Annotated in this window: 17 protein-coding genes; 11 read left to right on the forward strand and 6 right to left on the reverse strand. The window is 64.5% G+C overall.

Annotated features, from left to right (window positions below; translation table 11 throughout):
• Nucleotides 1-19 precede the first annotated feature (19 nt).
• Nucleotides 20-1018 (forward strand): ABC transporter ATP-binding protein, encoded by a 999-nt coding sequence (locus AC0L3D_RS10810; protein WP_473644239.1) that lies wholly within the window; start codon nucleotides 20-22, stop codon nucleotides 1016-1018.
• A 46-nt stretch (nucleotides 1019-1064) separates the two neighbouring features.
• Here AC0L3D_RS10810 and AC0L3D_RS10815 read toward each other — a convergent pair whose 3' ends face one another.
• The 5 genes from AC0L3D_RS10815 to AC0L3D_RS10835 form a co-directional block, all read right to left on the reverse strand.
• The gene (locus AC0L3D_RS10815; RefSeq protein WP_473644241.1) at nucleotides 1065-1910 is read right to left on the reverse strand and encodes a fumarylacetoacetate hydrolase family protein; all 846 of its coding nucleotides are present in this window, start codon (nucleotides 1908-1910) and stop codon (nucleotides 1065-1067) included.
• 61 nt (nucleotides 1911-1971) lie between these two features.
• A complete protein-coding gene (locus AC0L3D_RS10820) occupies nucleotides 1972-2703 on the reverse strand; it encodes an SDR family oxidoreductase (protein WP_473644243.1) in 732 nt (243 codons plus the stop codon).
• A 197-nt stretch (nucleotides 2704-2900) separates the two neighbouring features.
• The gene (locus tag AC0L3D_RS10825; protein WP_473644245.1) at nucleotides 2901-5273 is read right to left on the reverse strand and encodes an aldehyde dehydrogenase family protein; all 2373 of its coding nucleotides are present in this window, start codon (nucleotides 5271-5273) and stop codon (nucleotides 2901-2903) included.
• A 16-nt stretch (nucleotides 5274-5289) separates the two neighbouring features.
• Complete coding sequence (deoC, locus tag AC0L3D_RS10830) at nucleotides 5290-6354, reverse strand: deoxyribose-phosphate aldolase (RefSeq protein WP_473644247.1); 1065 nt, start codon at nucleotides 6352-6354, stop codon at nucleotides 5290-5292.
• Between the two features lie 275 nt (nucleotides 6355-6629).
• The gene (locus tag AC0L3D_RS10835) at nucleotides 6630-7457 is read right to left on the reverse strand and encodes a ferredoxin--NADP reductase (protein ID WP_128244738.1); all 828 of its coding nucleotides are present in this window, start codon (nucleotides 7455-7457) and stop codon (nucleotides 6630-6632) included.
• A 233-nt stretch (nucleotides 7458-7690) separates the two neighbouring features.
• Between AC0L3D_RS10835 and AC0L3D_RS10840 the strand changes: the two genes are divergently transcribed.
• From AC0L3D_RS10840 to AC0L3D_RS10885, 10 genes are all read left to right on the forward strand, one after another.
• Nucleotides 7691-9778, forward strand: a complete 2088-nt coding sequence (locus AC0L3D_RS10840) for a hydantoinase/oxoprolinase family protein (RefSeq protein ID WP_473644249.1) — start codon at nucleotides 7691-7693, stop codon at nucleotides 9776-9778.
• A gap of 1 nt (nucleotide 9779) precedes the next feature.
• Nucleotides 9780-11525, forward strand: a complete 1746-nt coding sequence (locus AC0L3D_RS10845) for a hydantoinase B/oxoprolinase family protein (protein WP_473644251.1) — start codon at nucleotides 9780-9782, stop codon at nucleotides 11523-11525.
• Nucleotides 11526-11641: 116 nt separating this feature from the next.
• Complete coding sequence (locus tag AC0L3D_RS10850; protein ID WP_473644253.1) at nucleotides 11642-12418, forward strand: ABC transporter substrate-binding protein; 777 nt, start codon at nucleotides 11642-11644, stop codon at nucleotides 12416-12418.
• Nucleotides 12419-12650: 232 nt separating this feature from the next.
• Nucleotides 12651-13778 (forward strand): transporter substrate-binding protein, encoded by a 1128-nt coding sequence (locus AC0L3D_RS10855; RefSeq protein WP_473644255.1) that lies wholly within the window; start codon nucleotides 12651-12653, stop codon nucleotides 13776-13778.
• The gene (locus AC0L3D_RS10860) at nucleotides 13775-14377 is read left to right on the forward strand and encodes an ANTAR domain-containing response regulator (RefSeq protein WP_473644257.1); all 603 of its coding nucleotides are present in this window, start codon (nucleotides 13775-13777) and stop codon (nucleotides 14375-14377) included. The genes AC0L3D_RS10855 and AC0L3D_RS10860 overlap by 4 nt, the downstream gene beginning before the upstream one ends.
• Nucleotides 14355-15263, forward strand: coding sequence for an ABC transporter permease (locus AC0L3D_RS10865; protein ID WP_473644259.1), 909 nt, complete (start codon nucleotides 14355-14357; stop codon nucleotides 15261-15263). Before AC0L3D_RS10860 ends, AC0L3D_RS10865 begins: the two co-directional genes overlap by 23 nt.
• Complete coding sequence (locus AC0L3D_RS10870; RefSeq protein WP_473644261.1) at nucleotides 15260-16180, forward strand: ABC transporter permease; 921 nt, start codon at nucleotides 15260-15262, stop codon at nucleotides 16178-16180. Before AC0L3D_RS10865 ends, AC0L3D_RS10870 begins: the two co-directional genes overlap by 4 nt.
• A gap of 92 nt (nucleotides 16181-16272) precedes the next feature.
• On the forward strand, nucleotides 16273-17868 hold the full coding sequence (locus tag AC0L3D_RS10875) for an ABC transporter substrate-binding protein (protein ID WP_473644308.1): 1596 nt from the start codon (nucleotides 16273-16275) through the stop codon (nucleotides 17866-17868).
• Nucleotides 17858-18802, forward strand: a complete 945-nt coding sequence (locus tag AC0L3D_RS10880) for an acetamidase/formamidase family protein (protein ID WP_473644263.1) — start codon at nucleotides 17858-17860, stop codon at nucleotides 18800-18802. Before AC0L3D_RS10875 ends, AC0L3D_RS10880 begins: the two co-directional genes overlap by 11 nt.
• Nucleotides 18799-20625: an ABC transporter ATP-binding protein gene (locus AC0L3D_RS10885; RefSeq protein ID WP_473644265.1), complete on the forward strand. Its 1827-nt coding sequence runs from the start codon at nucleotides 18799-18801 to the stop codon at nucleotides 20623-20625. Before AC0L3D_RS10880 ends, AC0L3D_RS10885 begins: the two co-directional genes overlap by 4 nt.
• Before the next feature lie 30 nt (nucleotides 20626-20655).
• Here the strand turns inward: AC0L3D_RS10885 and AC0L3D_RS10890 are convergent, their stop codons facing one another.
• Nucleotides 20656-21144, reverse strand: coding sequence for a methyltransferase family protein (locus AC0L3D_RS10890; protein ID WP_473644267.1), 489 nt, complete (start codon nucleotides 21142-21144; stop codon nucleotides 20656-20658).
• Nucleotides 21145-21217 lie beyond the last annotated feature (73 nt).

Raw genomic sequence — 21217 nt, forward strand, 5'->3', positions numbered from 1 at the left:
TCCAATCCGGAGGAACGCCGTGGGCTCGCTGAACATCGAGAATGTGAAGAAGGCGTTTGGGCCGGTCGAGGTGCTGAAGGGCATCAACCTCGAAGTGACCGATGGCGAATTCGTCGTCTTCGTCGGCCCTTCCGGTTGCGGAAAATCGACGCTGCTCAGGGTCATCGCCGGGCTGGAGGATTCGACCTCGGGGCGGGTTGTCATCGATGGCGCGGACGTCTCCGCAACCCCACCGGCCAAACGCGGCATCGCCATGGTGTTCCAGACCTATGCGCTCTACCCGCATCTGACGGTGAAGAACAATATGGGCCTCGGCCTCAAGCAGGCAGGCACGCCGGCGGCCGAGATCGACCGCCGCATCGGCATCGCCTCGTCGATGCTGTCGCTGGAGCCCTATCTCGCCAGGCGTCCGGCCGAGCTGTCCGGCGGCCAGCGCCAGCGCGTCGCCATCGGCCGCGCCGTGGTGCGTGAGCCCAAGCTTTTCCTGTTCGACGAGCCTTTGTCCAACCTCGATGCCGCACTGCGCGTCAACACTAGGCTGGAGATCGCGCAGCTGCATCGCCGGCTGAAGGCGACGATGATCTATGTCACCCACGACCAGGTCGAGGCGATGACGCTGGCCGACAAGATCGTCGTGCTCAATGCGGGCAAGATCGAGCAGATCGGCGGACCGATGGAGCTCTACAATGCGCCGGCGAATGAGTTTGTCGCCGGCTTCATCGGCTCGCCGAAGATGAATTTCGTCGACGGCGCCAGGCTTGGCGAGACGGCCAAGACCATCGGCGTCCGTCCCGAGCACCTGACCGTCGATGCGAAATCCGGCGCCTGGAAAGGCACCGTCGTCCATGCCGAGCACCTCGGCGCCGACACCAACCTCTATCTCGACTGCGAAAAGGCCGGGCTGATCACCGTGCGCATTTTTGGCGTCTACAACGCCGAACCGGGCGCCACGCTCTACGCGACGCCGGATCCGGCGAAGACTTATCGGTTTGGAGCGGATGGCAAGGTGCTGAACTAGCGCGCCCCTTTCTCCTTCTCCCACAAGGGGAGAAGGCAGAGCGCCGCTACTCGTCCGCCTTGAACGTCTGCTTCTGCATGCCCAGCCCTTCGATGCCGAGCTCGACGACGTCGCCGGGCTTCAGGAACACCGGCGGCTTCATGCCCAGCCCGACGCCTGGCGGCGTGCCGGTCGAGATGATGTCGCCCGGATGCAGCGACATGAACTGGCTGAGATAGGAAACCAGGTAGGCGACGCCATAGACCATGGTCCTGGTCGAGCCGTTCTGCATCGTCTTGCCGTTGACCTTCAGCCACATCGGGATGTTCTGCGGGTCCTGGATCTCGTCCTTGGTCACCAGCCACGGGCCGATCGGCCCAAAGGTGTCGCAGGACTTGCCCTTGGTCCACTGGCCCTGGCGCTCGGCCTGGAAGGCGCGCTCGGACACGTCATGCGCGACGCAGTAGCCGGCGACATAATTCAGCGCCTCGGCCTCGGTGACGTATTTCGCGGTTTTGCCGATGACCACGCCAAGCTCGACTTCCCAGTCGGTCTTGACCGAGCCGCGCGGGATCAGCACGTCGTCGTCAGGCCCGACGATGGCCGAGCTTGCCTTCATGAAGATGATCGGCTCCGGCGGCACGGTGGCGCCGGTCTCGGCGGCATGGTCGGAATAGTTCAGGCCGATGCAGATGAATTTGCCGGTGCCGGCGACGCAGGCGCCGATGCGGGGATTGCCGGAGACCGCCGGCAGCGATTTCGGATCGAGCTTCGACAATGTTTCGAGCGATGCCGGGTCGAGCGCCTTGCCGGCAATGTCGGTGACATGGGCGGAAAGGTCGCGGATCGTTCCATCCGCATCGAGCAGGCCGGGGCGTTCGCTCCCCGCTTCGCCATAGCGCAGCAGTTTCATTCTTTTTCTCCTGATTGCGGCGCAGAGGCCGTTTGCAAACTCAGAGTTTTCAAATGGCCTCTTAGATCGACCAGCCACCGTCGATATTATAAGCCTGCCCCGACGTATAGGTGGCTCCAGCCAGATAGACGGCGAGATCGGCGATTTCCTCTGGCGTGCCAAGGCGGCCCATTGGCTGGCGGGCGATGAAGGCGGCGCGGGCAGCCTCGTAGTCGCCCTGCGCATGCATGCGGTCCTCCAGCGACGGGCTTTCGACCGTGCCCGGGCAGATGGCGTTGCAGCGTATGCCCTTGCCGACGTAGTCGGCGGCGACCGATTTGGTCAGGCCGATGACGGCCGCCTTGGTAAGCCCATAGACGAAGCGGTTGGGCACGCCCTTGGTCGAGCCGGCCAGCGACGCCATGTTGATGATCGAGCCGTCGCCGCGCTCCAGCATGCCGGGCAGCACGGCGCGGATGGTGCGGATCATCGCGCGAACGTTGAGATCATAGGCAAAGTCGAGATCGGCGTCCCTCATCTCGAGGATCGAGCCGGAGTGGACGAAGCCGGCGCAGTTGAACAGCACGTCGACAGCGCCGATCTCGGCGAAGGCGTTCTCGACCGCCTCGTCGTTCAGCACGTCGAGCTTGCGCGTTTTGATATCTGCCGTCTTGCCGAGTTCGGCGAGCAGCACCTCGTTGATGTCGGTGGCGTGGACGACAGCGCCTGCCCTGGCGAAAGCCAGCGCGCTCGCCCGGCCGATGCCTTGCGCCGCCGCCGTGACGACAACGATCTTGCCTGCCAGATCCGCCATGCTTTTTTCTCCCTCTGTCGCCGCCCGGGTGCTATTCGCCTAGGGGCGGCAAATGTTTTTTCTCGGTAAAGAACATCTTTTAGCCCGTCAAGCCCGGCGCCGACGCAGCGTCTTTGTCCCCGTCACTATACGGGGAGAAATGCCCCGCAGGGCAATGAGGGGCGGCGCCGACGTCGACAATTGCAATCGATGCACGCTCAGTCGCCGTAGGGCACCCAGACGTTCTTGACCTCGACGGCGCGGCGCAGCAAGGCATCGCCGGCGGCCTCGGCCGACGCCCAGTCGAGGCTGCGGCCGTTGCCGGTCCAGACGCGCTTGAGATTGCCGACGGAGTCGGCTTCGGCCCTGGCGCAGGTCTCGGCATCGGCGAACAGCCAGAGCCCGTCGACATCGTCATGCCTGGCCAGCACGCCGGCGAGCTCGGCGCTGCGGCCGGTGACGATGTTGATGGCGCCGGCCGGAACGTCGGAATATTCGATGACCTGGTAGAGATCGGTGGCCAGCAGCGGATATTTTTCCGACGGCACCGCCACGACGGTGTTGCCCATGGCCAGCGCCGGCGCCACCAGCGAGATCAGGCCGAGCAGCGGCGCATTGTCGGGCGCCACCATGCCGACGACGCCGACCGGCTCATGCAGCGCCAAAGTGACGGCGCGGGCCGGCGGCTGGTGGACGCGGCCCTCGAACTTGTCGGCCAGGCCGGCATAGAGGAACAGCCGCTCGATCGATTGGTCGACCTCGTCGCGAGCCGCCTTGGCGGTGGCGCCGGTAAGCTCCGTGAGGCGCGCGCCAAATTCATCGACACGGCCGGACAGGTTCTCGGCCAGATAATACAGCACCTGGCTGCGGTTGTAGGCGGTCGCCTCCGGCCAGGCCTTGCAGGCACGTGCAGCCGCGACGGCATCGCGAACATCCTTGCGGCTGCCAAGCCCGACCTCACCGGCAAGCTTGCCCTTGGCGGTGGCGACGGCAAACGAATAATTGCCGTCCGGCCTGACCTGCTTGCCGCCGATGAACAGCTTTGCCGTGCGGTCTATGGCGTCGCTTTCCGACCGCTCGACCAATTGGGCCGTAGCCGCTGCCGGCTTGACGACCGGGCCGAGCGGCAGCTTTGCCGAAAAATATTCGAGCATGCCCTCGCGCCCGCCTTCGCGGCCAAAGCCGCTCTCGCGATAACCGCCAAAGCCGCAGGCGGCATCGAACATGTTGGTGCCGTTGACCCAGACGACGCCGGCCTTCAATTGCGGCGCGACGTGCAGCGCAAGGTTGACGTTGTCGCTCCACACCGAGGCGGCCAGCCCGTAGCGCGTGTTGTTGGCCAGCTCGATCGCTTCCTCGGTGTTGCGGAAGGTCATGGTCGCCAGCACCGGCCCGAATACTTCTTCCTGCGCCAGGATGTTGGCCGGCGAAACGCCTGTCGCCAGCGTCGGCAAATGGTAATAGCCGGAGGACGGCAGCGCCACGTCCGGCTGCCAGCAGACGGCGCCCTGCTTGGCGCCTTCGGCGACCAGGCCCTTGACGCGATCGAGCTGGGTCAGGTCGACCAGCGGGCCGATATCGGTGTTCTTGTCGAGCGGGCTGCCGACGCGCAGCCGGCTCATCCGCGTCTTGACCTTGGCGATGAAGGCTTCAGTGATGCCTTCCTGCACCAAAAGGCGCGAGCCGGCACAGCAGACCTGGCCCTGGTTGAACCAGATGCCGTCGACCAGTCCCTCGACGGCGCTGTCGAGGTCGGCATCCTCGAAGACGACGAAGGCCGATTTGCCGCCAAGTTCCAGCGATAGTTTTTTCCCCGACCCGGCAGTGGCTTTGCGGATGATCTTGCCGACCTCGGACGAGCCGGTGAAGGCGATCTTCTGGACGCCGGGATGATTGACGATTGCCGCGCCTGCCTCCGGCCCGCCCTGGACGATGTTGACGACGCCCTTCGGCACGCCGGCGCGCTCACAAATCTCGGCGAACAGGATGGCGGTAAGCGGCGTGAACTCGGCCGGCTTCAGCACCACCGTGCAGCCGGCGGCCAGTGCCGGCGCGATCTTCCAGGCCAGCATCAACAGCGGAAAGTTCCACGGGATGATCTGGCCGACGACGCCGACGCCCTTCTGATCCGGAAAATCCCTGTCCAGCGCCTGCGCCCAGCCGGCATGGTGGATGAAATGGCGGATGGCCAGCGGCACATCGATGTCGCGGCTTTCGCGGATCGGCTTGCCGTTGTCGATCGATTCCAGCACCGCAAACAGCCGCTGGTGGCGCTGCATGGCGCGGCCGATGGCATAGAGCACTTTGGCGCGTTGGTAGCCGGTGGCTGCGGCCCATTTCGGCAGCGCTTTTGTCGCGGCCGAAACCGCCGCATCGATATCGGCAGCTCCGGCATCCGACACCTTGGCCAGCAATTTTCCCGAAGACGGGTCGCTGGTATCAAAAGTCTTGCCGCTGGCGGCCGCCTTCCACTCGCCGCCGATGAACAGCGCTTTGGAAAAATCACGCGCGGCAAGCCAGGCATCGGCCTCGTTGCGGGCCTCCGGCGCCGGGCCGTAGTCCATGGCATGATAGCGTTCGAGAATGTTCATGGAGCGCTCCAGATAGTCACGCCATTGCGTGGCGATGATTGGCCGAATAGTGACCGGTCAGATGGTGTTCGAGCTGGCGCTCGATGTCGGTCAGAAGGCTGGACGCGCCGAAGCGGAACAGGTCTGGCTCCAGCCATCGCCGGCCAAGCTCTTCCTTCATCAGCACCAGCCAGTCTAGCGACGCTTTTGCCGTTGAAATGCCGCCGGCCGGCTTGAAGCCGATGAGATAGCCGGTCTCCTCGAAATAGGCGCGGATGGCGCGCACCATGGCAAGGCCGACCGGCAGCGTCGCGTTGACGCTTTCCTTGCCGGTCGACGTCTTTATGAAATCGGCGCCGGCCATCATCGCCACCATCGACGCCAGCATGACGTTGCGCAGCGTGGCGAGGTCGCCGGTGCCGAGAATGACCTTCAGATGCGCCTCGCCGCAGGCGGCGCGCATCGAGACGATTTCGTTGTAGAGTTCCTGCCATTTCGCGGCAAAGACCAGGCCGCGCGGAATGACGACGTCGATCTCGTCGGCGCCGTCGCTGACCGACGCTTCGATCTCCTGCAGCCGCGTCGACAGCGGCGTGAGGCCGTGCGGGAACGCGGTGGAAACGGCGGCGACATGGATGCCGCTGCCGCGCAGCGCATCGACGGCGGTGGCGACGAAGGGATGATAGACGCAGACCGCCGCCGGGCGGATCTTTTCACCCGCAATGCCGAGGCCTTCGACGATGTCGCGGCGGAACGGATTGATCGCCTTGGCGCAGAGCCGGCGCACGCGCTCGTCGGTGTCGTTCGAGTTCAGCGTCGTCAGGTCCATGCAGGCGACGGCACGCAGCAGCCAGGCTGCCTGGTTGTCCGCCTTGATCGAGCGCCGCTTGGTCAGGCTGGCGACACGCCGTTCCAGCGCCGAGCGGTTGACGCTGCGCATCGATTCCATGAAGCCGAGATCGAGCTTCATGCCGGGGTTGCGGGCAATGCCGTGCGCTTGCGGCGCCGGCGCATTGGCGGCGGCGCGCGCCGGCAGCGGCATGATCTTCGAAGGTCCCAATCTGTCGGCACTAAGCTCGGCTTCGCGGCTGGTGCTGCTCATCTCCTGCCCTTTCGTTCGACGACTTGTGCCGAAGATAGCCCGTGAAGCAGCGCTTCACGAGTCCTTCAGGCGGTCATAACGGAAAAAGCCTGCTGTGACATCAGCCGAACAGCGCTGCGGCGCTCTCCCTTCTCCCCTTGTGGGAGAAGGTGGCCGCGAAGCGGCCGGATGAGGGGTGTTCCAGCTTGGCACCGCCGCACTCCGTCCAGCACCCCTCAACCGTCTTGGCGCTGCGCGCCAATCCACCTTCTCCCACAAGGGGAGAAGGAAAGAACCTATCCGACAAACGCCCGCTCGACGACGAAGCTCGCCGGATGGTGCAGCGAGCCTTCCTCGAAGCCAAGGCTTTCGGCCAGTTCCTTGACATCCCTGAGCATGTGCATCGAGCCGCAGATCATGATGCGGTCGGTCTCCGGATCGAGCTTGTCGATGCCGAGATCGGCGTAGAATTGTCCCGAGCCGATCAGCGCGGTGATGCGGCCCATGCGCTCGGAGGTTTCGCGCGTCGTCGAATTGTAGAGCGTGACGCGGCCGCCGGTCAGCTCGCCGATCAGCGGGTCGTTCTCCAGCTCTGCAACCAGCTCCTGGCCGTAGGTCAGTTCGGCATTGTCGCGGCAGGTGTGGGTCAGCACGACCTGCTCGAATTTCTCAAAAGTGTCGGGGTCGCGCAGCAGGCTGGCGAAGGGCGCGATGCCGGTGCCGGTCGAGATCATGAACAGGCGCTTGGCCGGGGTCAACGCGTCGACCACCAGCGTGCCGGTCGATTTTTGCCGCATGATGACGGTGTCGCCGATCTCGATTTTTTGCAGCTCAGACGTCAGCGGGCCGTCCGGCACCTTGATCGAAAAAAATTCCAGCTCGTCGTCCCAGGCGGGGCTGGCGATCGAATAGGCGCGGAACACCGGCTTTTCGGCATTGGGCAGGCCGATCATGACGAACTCGCCGGAGCGGAAGCGCAGCGACTGCGGCCGGGTGATGCGGAACGAAAACAGCCGGTCGGTATAGTGCTTCACCGAGACGACGGTTTCGGCATAGACATTGGCCGGAATCGGGAACTGCAGCGGCCGGGCGCCGGCGGTGTTGAGCGCGGATGTGGTGTTCATCAAACCTAACCTTCTGGCCTAACCTTCTGGCCAACCCGAGGGCGCTGACGCCAAACTTTCTCCTGCGCGCCCGAACCGATCAGGTTCCGGCGTGCCGTTTGCACACTGCCAAGCGGTAAGCTCTTGTGTCCGGAATTTATTAGTATACAAATGATATTTGCGTCAAGACGCCAGGCTGAAACACCTTTCCAAACTGAGACATATCTGTAGTCCTGACATTTCGGGTTTCGACAATGGAAGAGAATTTTTCGGCGCAGACGCTGGATTCCTCGGGCAGCGTCGTCGCCGGCATCGATGTCGGCGGAACCTTTACCGACCTGCTTCTGATCGACGGCCGTCACGGTGGCAAGGTGCATATCGCCAAGACCCCGACCACCATCGACAACCAGGCCTTCGGCGTCGTTTCCGCGCTCGACGCCACCGGTTTTCCCATCCGCGGCATCGACCTCATCGTGCACGGCACGACCACCACCACCAACGCAGTCCTCGAACGCCGGCTGGCCAGAACCGGCATGATCACCACGCGCGGCTTTCGCGACGTCATCGAGCTTGGCCGGCGGACGCGGCCGCAGCCCTATGGCATGACCGGCAGCTTCGTCCCGATCATTCCGCGCAACCTGCGGCTCGAAGTGTCGGAGCGCGTCGAAGCCTCGGGCGCGGTGCGCATTCCGCTCGACGAAGCCGAGATGCGCGCGGCGGTTTCACAATTGATCGCGGCCGGCTGCGAATCCCTCGTCGTCCATTTCCTGCATTCCTACGCCAATCCGGCGCATGAGCGGCGCGCCGCCGCGATCGCCGCCGCGCTTTGGCCGAACAGCTACATCACGACAGGCCATGCGCTGCTGTCGGAAGCGCGCGAATTCGAGCGGGGCGTCACCGCCTCGGTCAACGCCTCGGTGCAGCCGATCCTCGAACGCTATGTCGAGCGGCTGCGCAAGGAATTGGGGTCGAAAGGCTACGCCCGCGACTTCCTGATCATGAACGGCAATGGCGGCATGATCTCGGCCCGCTTTGTCACCCGTGAATCGGCCAAGACCGTGATGTCCGGCCCGGCCTCCGGCGTCATCGCCGCCGCCTATACGGGAAAACGCGCCGGCTTCGAAAACCTGGTCACCTACGACATGGGCGGCACCTCGACCGACGTGGCGCTGATCCGCAATGCCGAACCGGCGGTGTCGAACGAAATCGAGATCGAATATGCAATGCCGATCCACGTGCCGATGGTGGCGGTGCACACGGTCGGCGCCGGCGGCGGCTCGATCGCTCGCGTCGATGCGGCCGGCCTGATCCAGATCGGCCCGGAAAGCGCCGGCGCCAATCCCGGCCCGATCTGCTACGGGCGCGGCGGCGTTGAACCGACCATCACCGATGCCAATCTGGTGCTCGGCCGGCTGGCGCCGAAAAAGCTGCTTGCCGTCGAAAATCCGGTCACATCAGAGCACGTCACCGGCATTTTTGAAGACAGGATCGGCCGCCCCACCGGCCTGTCCGGCGTCGAGGCGGCGGGCGCGGTGCTGCGGCTCGGCAACATCAAGATGGCCGGCGCCATCCGCATGGTTTCGGTGTCGCGCGGCCACGACCCGCGCGATTTCGCGCTGTTCGCTTTTGGCGGCGCCGGGCCGCTGCATGCGACAGCACTGGCGCGCGAGCTCGGCCTGCCCAAAGTGCTGGTGCCGGCGCGGCCGGGCATCACCAATGCGCTCGGCTGCGTCGTCGCCGATCTCAGGCACGATTTCGTCAACACCGTCAACCAGCCGGTGGCCAGCCTCGACGAAGCCCAGCTTCACGCGATATTGGAACGGCACCGAAACGAAGGTGAAGAGCTGATCGGCAAGGAGGCGATAAAGCCGGAGACGATCCGCGTCACCCATTCCGCCGACATGCAGTTCGTCGGCCAGACCCACATCATCAACGTGCCGCTGCCGTCGTCTTCGGTGACGCGCGCCGTCCTGCAGCAACTGTTCGAAAAAGCCTATTTCGCCCGCTTCAAGGTCGAGCTGCCGGAAATCCGCGCCAATCTGGCCAACCTCAACACTTCGGTGACCGGCGTGCGGCCGGCGATCGATCTGTCGCGGCTGATCGACCCGGCTGGCCGCGCCAGAACGCTCGATGAGGCGCGCCGCGAAATTCGGCCGGTCTGGTATGGCGGGCGCTGGCACGACACGCCGGTCTATAGCAGGGAAAAGCTGCCGCTCGACGCCGTCATCGAAGGGCCGGCGATCCTCGAACAGATGGACGCCACCACCGTGCTCGAGCCCGGCGACCGCGCGCGCTCGGACGCCGACGGCAACATCATCATCGACATCGGCATTGAGGCCTGAGATGGAAAAGCTCGACGCCATTACGCTTTCGGTCATCCAGGCGGCGCTGCAGCAGGTCTGCGACGAGATGGACCTGACCTTTTCGCGCGCTGCGTTTTCGCCCGTTATCGCCGAGGCCAATGATCGCTCCGACGGCATCTATTCGGCCGTAGATGGATCGCTGATCGCACAAGGCAGCCAGGGCCTGCCGGTATTCGTCGGCGTCATGCAGTATTCGACCAAAACGGTGATCGAAATGATCGCCGACGGACGCTGCCTGCCGCCCGAACCTGGCGACATCTACATCGTCAACGACCCCTATCTCGGCGGCACCCATCTGATGGATGTGCGCTTCGCCATGCCGGTCTACAGGGACGGAAAAATTTTCTGCTGGCTGTCGAACACCGGCCACTGGCCCGATATAGGCGGCTCGGTGCCGGGCGGTTTTTCCGCCTCGGCAACGGCGGTCGAACAGGAAGGCCTGCGGCTGCCGCCGGTGAAACTGTTCAAGCAGGGCGTGCTCGACCGCGAGATCTACGCCATCATCTGCTCGAACATCCGGGTTGCCGACCAGCGCATCGGCGACATCCGTGCGCAGGCGGCGGCACTGCTGATCGGCCAGGACCGTCTCAATGGAATCCTGGATCGTTACGGAGATGAAACAGTCGTCGAGGCGATCGCCGAACTGCGCCGCCGCGCCGCCGAACAGATGCGCGCCAACATATCAGGCATTCCCGACGGCATCTATCGCTCGCAGGCTTTCGTCGATTCCGACGGGGTGGTGAACGAGCCGCTGACGATTGCGCTGGCGGTGGAGAAACAAGGCGACACGCTCAGCTTCGATTTTTCCGGCTCGTCAAAGCCTTGCGCCGGGCCGATGAACAGCGTGCTGGCGACGACCTTGTCGTCGGTCTATCTCGCCATGCGCCACATTTTCCCCGACGTGCCGATCAGCGCCGGCGCCTTCGAGCCACTGATCGTCAAGCGGCCGGAAGGCACTTTCCTCGACGCCAGATATCCGCGCCCGGTCTCGGGCTGCGCCGCCGAGGTCTCGCAGCGCATCGCCGAGGCGGTGTTCGCGGCGATGGTGCAGGCGCTGCCACACAAGGTGACGGCGGCTCCGGCCGGGTCCAGCGGCAATTTCGCACTTGGCGGCAATGATCCGGCGCGCGGCCGCGACTACGTCATGTACCAGATCTCCGGCGGCGGCTATGGCGGCAATGCCGGTCATGACGGCCTGAGCAATGGCTGCTCGACCATCGGCATTTCCAAATCGCCGCCGGTCGAGATTATGGAGCAGGCGTTTCCGGTGCTCTATCGCCACTATGCCCTGCGCGAAGGCTCGGGCGGCGCCGGCAGGCATCGCGGCGGTTTCGGCCTCGCCTATGAGGTCGAGATCCTGCGCGGCGACGCCCGCGCCTCCTTCGTCATGGACCATGGCCGTTTTGGCCCGCAGGGCGCGCTCGGCGGCAAGGACGGCGCGGTCAACACGGTGACCGTTTTTCGCGACGGCCAGCAGCATGTGCCGCCGCATCTCTCCAAGGAGCAGGACATCGCGCTGAAGGCCGGCGATCGCGTGCGCGTCGGCACGCCGGGCGGCGGCGGCTATGGCGATCCCCTGAAGCGCGATCCGGAACTGGTGCTGCGGGATGTCGCCCTGGGCTATTACACGCCCGAACAGGCCAGCGCGAAATTTGGCGTCACCCTTTCCGCGGACGGGTCGGCAATCGACCGAGCCGCCACCGAGCGGGCACGAGCAGCCGGCTGACCGCCGAAGCCTTCAATCGGCCTTGCCGCGCCGTGATCGCCGCAGCGCATATCGTTTCCGTCTTCGCCGCGCCCACAAAACCCCGTGACTCAGGCCCATCAACGGAGATCTGGATTATGCGCCTTTTCGGTCGTTTCTTGGCTGCCGCGTCCGTCGCCCTGGCGCTCGCCACCGGCGCTGCCTCCGCCCAGGACAAGAAACTCAGGCTTGGCACCGAGGGCGCCTACCCGCCTTTCAACTATGCCAATGCCGACGGCACGCTGGGCGGCTTCGACATCGATCTCGGCAAGGCGCTGTGCGCCGAGATGAAGACCGAGTGCGAGTTCGTCGTGCAGGATTTCGACGGCTCGATCCCGGCGCTGCAGGCCGGCAAGTTCGACGCCATCATCAACATCACCATCACGCCGGAACGCGCCGAGAAGGTCGACTTCACCCACAAATACTACCAGACGCCGCCGGCCATCGCCGTGCCGAAGGATTCGACCGTCACCGGCACCTCGCCCGAGGACCTGAAAGGCAAGGCGCTTGGCGTGCAGAGCGCCACGATTCACCAGAATTTCGCCGAGCAGAAATACGCAGGCTCGACCATAAGACCCTATCCGACCGGCGACGACGCCCGCACCGACATGGTCAATGGTCGCCTCGACGCAGTGATGGACGGCTCTATCCTGCTGACCGAATGGCTGGAGAAGCCCGAGGGCGTCTGCTGCAAACTGCTCGGCACCTTGGCCCCAGACCCGGCCATCCACGGCCCAGGCGTCGGCATCGCGCTGCAGAAGGGCAATAAGGCGCTGGCCCAAAAACTCGACGCGGCGATCGACGCGCTGCGCGCCAACGGCAAATACAAGGAAATCAACGACAAGTATTTTGCCTTCGACGTCTACGGCGAGTAGGCGGAGGCGCACCGAGCGCCGACGTCGACAATTGGTGAAGTATGCCCGAACGGCGCTCCCCCTTCTACAGCAGCATCGTCGGGCCGGCCCTCACTTTCCCGCTTGACTGACCCGCCGTACCGAATACGCTATTGGAGAAAATACCGGCTCCGACCGCCGGGCGGCAAAAATGCCTCGTATGCCTCGCCTTCCGCGGCGGCGGCTGCGGGGCATTGTTATTTTGGGGATTTGCTTGGGACGGCGTATCGAAATCGGCATCCTTTACTCGCGGTCGGGCAACTACCGCCTGCTGTCCGAATCCTGCCGTTCCGGTGCGATGACGGCAATCGCCGACATCAATGCCGATCCCGCCATCCCGATCGAATTCGTTCCGGTCGAGCGCGACCCGCAAGGCAACATCGATGGCTACGCGACGGGCTGCGCCGACATTCTCGCCAACAGCGGTGCGCGTCACATCATTGGCTGCATCACGTCGTGGAGCCGCAAGGAGGTCATTCCGATCCTCGAGCGCGCCGGCGGCACGCTTTGGTATGCCTGTCCCTATGAGGGTTTCGAAGCAAACGAGCATATCGTCTACATGCACGCTTGCCCAAACCAGCATCTCGTTCCGCTGCTGGCCCATATCGTGCCGCGCTTCGGCGCCAACGGTTTCCTGCTCGGCTCGAACTACATCTGGGGCTGGGAGACCAACCGTGTCGCCCGCGACCTGATCGCCGACGCCGGCGGCAAGGTTTTGGGCGAACGTTATCTGCCGCTCGGCGAGGCCGATGTCTCCAGGCTGATCGCCGAGATCCATGCGACCCGGCCGGATTTCGTCCTGAACAACCTGATCGGCTCGTCGTCCTACGCCTTTATCACTGCCTATGCCGAGCTCGCCGAACGCGACCCGCATTTCAGGCCGGAGCGCTGTCCGATCCTGTCCTGCAATCTCACCGAATGCGAGTTGCCGGCGCTCAACGAGGCGGGCAATGGCCACCTTTCCGTCGGGCCGTACTTTCACGACATCTCGGCAGCGGATCGCCAGGGCGGTTCGGCGCCCTCCGTCATGCCTGCCTCGTCCTTCGAGGCGGCGGCCTATGCCTCGGTGCGGACGCTTGCCGAAATCCTCGCCCGCAATCCCGGCGCACAATGGCCCGACCTTTCCCAGGCCTTTGCCGGAACCTCGTTTCGAACCCCGCTCGGCGACATCTCCATCGATCCGCAAACCCAGCACGCCACCTTGCCGGTGCAGATCGGGCGCATCGAGGGCACCGCGTTCAAGACCGTCACGCTGACCAATGGTGTCGCGCCCGATCCCTATCTGTCCCGCTATGACCGGACCGAGACGTTCGGCCGCCCACGCCTGAGGGTGGTCTCGTGAGCAGGGTCCCGCGCATCCCGAATCTCGGCGGGGCCAGGGCCTTTGTCCTGCATCGTCCGCATCCGACGGTGCAGGCGATAACGCGGCAATTGTCAGCCATCGGCCTCGAGACGGTCGGCTGCTGGCCGGAACTGCCGGCCGAGGCGCTCGTAGCGGACTTCGTCTTCTTCGATGCCGATCTCGGCTTCGACGAACAATTCCCATGGGCGCCGGGTGAGGCGCCGATGCCGCTGGTCGCGCTGATCGGCTCCGAAGCGCCGGGCCGCATCGAGTGGGCGTTGTCGCACAAGGCCGACGCCCAGTTGCTAAAGCCGGTCGGCAATGCCGGCGTCTACAGCGCCCTGTTGATCGCGCGGCAGAGTTTCGAGGCGCGCAGGCTTTTGGCAAACGAGATATCGTCGCTTCGCCTGCGCGTGGCGGAGCGCCAGACCATCGTGCGCGCGGTGGAGGCCTTGTCGAAAGGTGCCGAGGACGGCCGCGCCTATGCGCAGCTGCGGTCGCTGGCGATGAGCTGGCAGATCAGCGTCGAGGAGGCCGCGCGCCGGATCGTGGCGATGACGGAAGAAGAAGGCGGCGATGACCAGTCCCATCGCGCCTGATCTTCCGGCAACCGGGCGCATGCCGGCCAAGCCACGCGCCGGCGTCTGGCGGCGCCTGGTCAAGCGTCCTCTGGCATTGATCGGCCTGGTGATCGTTGCCGTCGTCGTGGCTGGCGCCATCCTGGCGCCGTGGCTGACGGGCTACGATCCGAACGAGCAGATGTTTGACGGGCTGACGCTTGAAGGCGCGCCTTTGCCGCCGAACGCCAGCTTCTGGCTGGGCACGGATCTGCTCGGCCGCGATCTGCTGACCCGCATCCTTTTCGGCGCACGCACCTCGCTGATCATCGGCATCGTCGCCAACGGCGTGGCGCTTCTGATCGGCACGCTGGTCGGCGTCACCGCGGGCTATTTCCGCGGCTGGATCGGCAGCGCGCTGATGCGCTTCACCGATCTGATGATGGCCTTTCCGGCGCTGCTGCTCGCCATCTGCCTGGCGGCGGTGCTCCAGCCGAGCCTGTGGATCGTTGCCATGGTGATCGCTCTGGTGAACTGGGTGCAGACCGCGCGGGTCATCTACACCGAGACAAGCTCGCTCGCCGAGCGCGAATTCATCGACGCCGAGCGTACGATCGGGGCCAGCGCACCACGCATCCTGTTTCGCCATATCCTGCCGCATCTGCTGCCGACGATCATCGTCTGGGGCACGCTCGGCATCTCGACCACGGTGCTGCTCGAAGCAACGCTCAGCTATCTCGGCATCGGCGTGCAGCCGCCGACCGCCTCCTGGGGCAACATCATTTTCGAGAACCAGACATATTTTCAGGCAGCGCCCTGGCTGGTCTTCTTTCCTGGTGCGGCGATCCTGGCGCTGGCGCTGGCCTTCAACCTCATCGGCGATGCGCTGCGCGACATCCTCGATCCGACGCAAAGGGGCCGGGCATGATCGCCTATCTCGGCCGCCGCGTTATCCAGTCCGTGCTCATCCTGCTCGGCGTCTCATTGATCACCTTTGCACTGCTCTACCTGCTGCCCGCCGATCCCGTCCGGCAGATCGCCGGCCGCAGCGCCACGCCCGAGACGGTCGAGAACATCCGCCGACAGCTCGGCCTCGATCAGCCCTTCTTCATCCAGTACTGGCACTATCTGACCAGCCTGCTCAGCGGCGATCTCGGACGCTCCTACATCCAGCGTTCCGAGGTCACGGAACTCATCGTCTCGCGGCTGCCGGCAAGCCTGCTGCTGATGGTCGGCGCCATCCTTTGCGAGCTGGCGATCGGACTGACGATGGGCCTTGTTGCCGCCGTCAGGCGCGGCACCGCCACCGACCAGACGCTGATGGTCGCGTCCTTCGTCGGCGTCTCGGCGCCGCAATTCGTCGTCGGCCTGCTGCTCCTCTATGTATTCGCCGTGCGGCTCGGCTGGTTTCCGATCGGCGGCTACGGCACCTGGCGCCATCTGGTGCTGCCCTCGCTGACCATGGGGATCCTCGGCGCCGGCTGGTACGCCCGCATGATGCGCTCGTCGATGATCGACGTGCTGCGCCAGGACTATATGCGGACCGCCCGCGCCAAGGGCCTTGCGCGCGGCGCCATCATTTTCCGCCATGCACTGCCCAACGCCATCCTGCCGGTCATCGCCATGATCGGCATCGACATCGGCATCTTCATGGGCGGCATCGTGGTGGTCGAAAGCGTGTTCGGCTGGCCCGGCATCGGCCAGCTTGCCTGGCAGGCCATCCAGCGCGTCGACATTCCGATCATCATGGGTGTCACCCTGGTTTCGGCCTTCGCCATCGTGCTCGGCAATCTCCTGGCCGACACCGTCGCTCCGTTTATCGATCCGCGCATCAAGCTCAGATGAAAACCAAAAAAAGACCGGTAACAACCAGAGAAAGGGAACATGAGATGAAGAAATTCTTGACCTCCACCGTTGCGGTATCGGCGCTCGCGCTGATGCTCGGCATGACAAGCACCCGCGCCGAAGATGCCGTCGACCCGAACGCCAAGCCGGGCGGCGCGATCACCATCACCTACAAGGACGACGTCGCCACGCTCGATCCGGCCATCGGCTATGACTGGCAGAACTGGTCGATGATCAAGAGCCTGTTCGACGGGCTGATGGACTACGAGCCGGGCACCACCAATCTGCGGCCCGACCTCGCCGAGAGCTACGAGATCGCGCCCGACGGCAAGACCTTCACCTTCAAGCTGCGCCAAGGGGTGAAGTTCCACAATGGCCGCGAGATGACTGCCGACGACGTGAAATATTCGCTCGATCGCGTCACCAATCCGAAGACGCAGAGCCCGGGCGCCGGCTTCTTCGGGTCGATCAAGGGCCATGAGGATGTCGCTGCAGGCAAGGCGGAAAGCCTGGCGGGCGTCACCGTCGTCGACCCCTACACGATCAAGTTCGAACTGACCCGGCCCGACGCCACCTTCCTGCATGTCATGGCCATCAACTTCTCGCATGTCGTGCCGAAGGAGGAGGTCGAGAAATACGGCGCGGATTTCGGCAAGCATCCGGTCGGCACCGGGGCTTTCAAGTTCGCCGAATGGACGCTCGGCCAGCGCGTCGTCTTCGAGCGCAACCCGGATTACTGGCACAAGGGCCTGCCGTACCTCGACAAGGTCAGCTTCGAAATCGGCCAGGAGCCGATCGTGGCGCTGCTGCGGCTGCAGAAAGGCGAGATCGACATTCCCGGCGACGGCATTCCGCCGGCCAAGTTCCAGGAGGTGATGGCCGATCCCGAGCAGAAGGCCCGCGTCGTCGAGGGCGGCCAATTGCACACCGGCTACATCACCATGAACACCACCATGGCGCCCTTCGACAATGTGAAGGTGCGGCAAGCGGTCAACATGGCGATCAACAAGGACCGTATTGTCCAGCTGATCAACAACCGTGCGGTGCCGGCCAACCAGCCGCTGCCGCCGTCGATGCCCGGCTACGACAAGGAATTCAAGGGTTATCCCTATGACGTGGCCAAGGCCAAGGCTTTGCTTGCCGAGGCCGGTCATCCCGATGGTTTCGAAACCCAGCTGTTCGCCATGAACACCGATCCCAACCCGCGCATCGCCCAGGCGATCCAGCAGGATCTGGCGGCGGTCGGTATCAAGGCCGGCATCCAGTCGCTGGCGCAGGCCAACGTCATCGCCGCCGGCGGCGACAAGGCCGGCGCGCCGATGATCTGGTCCGGCGGCATGGCCTGGATCGCCGATTTCCCCGATCCGTCGAACTTCTACGGGCCGATCCTCGGCTGCGCCGGCGCGGTCCCTGGCGGCTGGAACTGGTCGTGGTACTGCAACAAGGATCTCGACGCCAAGGCGGCGGAGGCCGACTCGATCGTCGATCCGGCCAAATCAGGCGAACGTGCCAGGATGTGGAGCGCGATCTACGGCAAGATCATGGAAGACGCGCCCTGGGTGCCGGTCTTCAACGAGCAGCGCTTCACCATGAAATCGCCCCGGATGGGCGGCGCCGACAATCTCTATGTCGACCCTGTCCATATCCCGATCAACTACGACAATGTGTATGTGACCGATGTGCAATAACTGCGACTACACCATCCACGGGCGCCATCATCATTTCGGCTGGGACAATTCCTTTGTCCCGACTGAGCGGGTGGCGCCCGGTTCGACCATCGAATTCCAGTGCCTGGATTCGTCGGGTGGCCAGCTTCAGGCCGACAGCACCGTTGCTGACGTCGCTTTGCTCGACTTCGCCAAGGTGAACCCCGTCACCGGGCCTATCTATGTAGAAGGTGCCGAGCCGGGCGACGCGCTGAAGATCACAATTGAGGCGTTCAAGCCGTCCGGCTTCGGCTGGACGGCGAACATTCCGGGGTTTGGCCTGCTCGCCGACGATTTTCCGGAGCCGGCGCTGAACATCTGGAAATACGACGCCGCCTCGCTCGAGCCGGCGCTGTTCGGCAAGCATGCGCGGGTGCCGCTAAAACCCTTTGCCGGCACCATCGGCAACGCGCCGGCTGAAATGGGCCTCCACTCGGTGGTACCGCCAAGGCGCGTCGGTGGCAATCTCGACATCCGCGATCTCGCGGCCGGCACCACGCTCTATCTGCCGGTGGAGGTGGCCGGTGCGCTGTTTTCGGTTGGCGACACGCATGCCGCGCAGGGCGACGGCGAAGTGTGCGGCACGGCGATCGAAAGCCCGATGGATGTCGTGCTCAAGCTCGACCTGATTAAGGATGCGCGGTTGAAGACACCGCGCTTCACCACGCCGGGTCCGGTGACGCGCCATCTCGACGCCAAGGGCTATGAGGTGACGACCGGCATCGGGCCGGACCTGATGACGGGCGCCAGGGAAGCGGTCTCGCAGATGATCGACCTGCTTGCCGGCCGCTACGCAATGGATCCGGTCGAGGCCTACATGCTGGTTTCGGTCTGCGGCGATCTCCGGATCAGCGAGATCGTCGACATGCCGAACTGGGTGGTGTCGTTCTATTTCCCGCGCTGCGTCTTCGAATGAGCAAAGGCGCAACCAGCAAGCGGGCCGGGGCTGCCGCTCCGGCCGTTTCGGTCACGGCTGGTCCGGTGCTGGAGATCTCCGACCTGACCGTCAGCGTGCGCGGCGAAGACGGCGAGCGGCCGGTGGTATCAGGCCTGTCGTTCTCGATTGCACGCGGCGAGACGCTTTGCATTGCCGGTGAATCCGGTTCCGGCAAATCGATGACCGCGCTGGCGATCATGCAGTTGCTGCCGCAGCCCGCCGCCCGGATAGAATCCGGCGCGATCCGGCTTATGGATCGGAGAGACATCGATCTGGCAGTCCTCGATGAGCGTCGGATGCGCCACATTCGCGGCGACCGCATCGCGATGATCTTCCAGGAGCCGATGACCTCGCTCAATCCGGTGCTGTCGATCGGCCGGCAGCTGGTCGAGTCCATCGAGGCCCATACCGGCCTGTCGCGCGCCGAGGCGCGCCAGCGCGCCGTCGAGGCGCTGAAGGCCGTCCGCATCCCGGAAGCCGAAAGCCGGCTAAAACAGTTTCCGCATGAACTGTCCGGCGGCATGCGCCAGCGCGTGATGATCGCCATGGCGCTGGCGCTGAAACCGGATGTGCTGATCGCCGACGAGCCGACGACGGCGCTCGATGTCACGGTGCAAGGCGAGGTGCTGGAACTGTTGCGTGATCTGCAGCGCGAACACGGTACCAGCATCATCCTTATTACCCACGACATGGGCGTGGTCGCCGAAATGGCCGATCGCGTCGTCATCATGCGGCACGGCCGCATGGTCGAGCAGGGAACAGCCGCCGATATTTTTGCCCGCCCGCAAGCCGACTACACGCGCGAGCTGCTCGCTGCCGTGCCGCGCATTGGTACCGGCGTCGGCCGCCAAAAATCCGCCGAACAAAAATCCGTCGAAGCGGAAATGTCCGGAAGCGTGGCGGTGGTCAACGATCTGCATGTCCATTTCGACCTGCGCGGTGGCTTCTTCGGCCAAGTGAACCGCCGTGTCCACGCCGTCGAAGGCGTCAGCTTGTCGATCGCGCCGCACGAGACGCTGGCGCTGGTCGGCGAATCCGGCTGCGGCAAGTCGACCACCGCCAAGGCGCTGGCCGGGCTTGTGCCCTACCACGGCGATATCGTCATCGGCGGGCGCAATCTGGCGGGCCTTGGCCGTGACCAGCGCAAGGCGGTTCGCCGCGACGTGCAGATGATTTTCCAGGATCCCTACGCCTCGCTCGACCCGCGCATGCGCGTCGGCGACCTCGTTGCCGAGCCGCTGTTGATCCATGGCATCGCCTCGAAGGAAGAGCGCAGCCAGCTTGTGGCGGCATTGTTCGAACGCGTCGGCCTCTCGGCCGACCAGATGGAGTTTTATCCGCACGAATTCTCGGGCGGCCAGCGCCAGCGCATCTGCATCGCGCGCGCGCTGGCGCTCAGGCCCAAGCTCATCATCGCCGACGAAAGCGTTTCGGCGCTCGACGTGTCGGTGCAGGCCCGCGTGCTCGACCTGCTGAAGGAACTGCAGCGCGAATTCGGCATCGCCTATCTGTTCATCTCGCACGACATGGCGGTGGTCGAGAACATTTCCGATCGTGTCGCCGTCATGTATCTCGGCCAGATCGTCGAAATGGGCACCCGCGACCAAGTCTTTTCGCACCCGCGCCACCCCTACACCAAGCGCTTGATCGAAGCCGTGCCGGTGCCCGATCCGGCAAGACGCCGGCCGCGTTTCGCGCGTCTCGATCAGGAGATCCCGAGCCCGACCCGAAAAATCGGCGAAGAGCCGCCGAAACTGGCCCTGAGGGATCTTGGCAACGGTCATCTCGTTGCGGTTTCCTGACGTGCGCAACTGTCGGCATTCTTGCGACGCTCAGAGCCAGCGCCGCACGGTTTGCCTGTAGCCGCGATACGCATCGCCGAACCGCCGCTCGAGATAGGCCTCCTCGCGGGCGACCACGCCGTAGCGGATCAGGATCGCAAGCGGCAACGTGAAGACAAGGATCCAGATATTCTGCGCGGCGACGCCGATGCCGCCATAGATGAGGAACATGCCAAGGTAGATCGGATTGCGCGTCCAGCCGTGGATGCCGGTCGTCACCAGCACGCGCGTCGGCTCATTCGTCGGCACCGGCGTCGTCGCGCGGGTGAAGTTGCGAATGCCCGCGGCGAAAAGCGCAAATCCGACCAGGATCAGCGAGCCGCCGATGATCCAGGTGACCAGGTCATACCTGGGGAACGGCAAGCGTAGCAGGCGATCAAGGACGAAGCCGATCAGCAGAGCAGCAAGAAAGAGCAGCGGCGGTCTCGCGATGACACCTGCGGTTCCGCTGTCGGTTTGCCCAGCCGGGTCCATTGCCATGTTTTGCTCCCGCAAATGCTGGAGGCCTACGAAGCTCACAGCTGCCTATAATGACAACTAAGGTGTCACTCTA

Source organism: Mesorhizobium sp. WSM4837 (assembly GCF_055811435.1).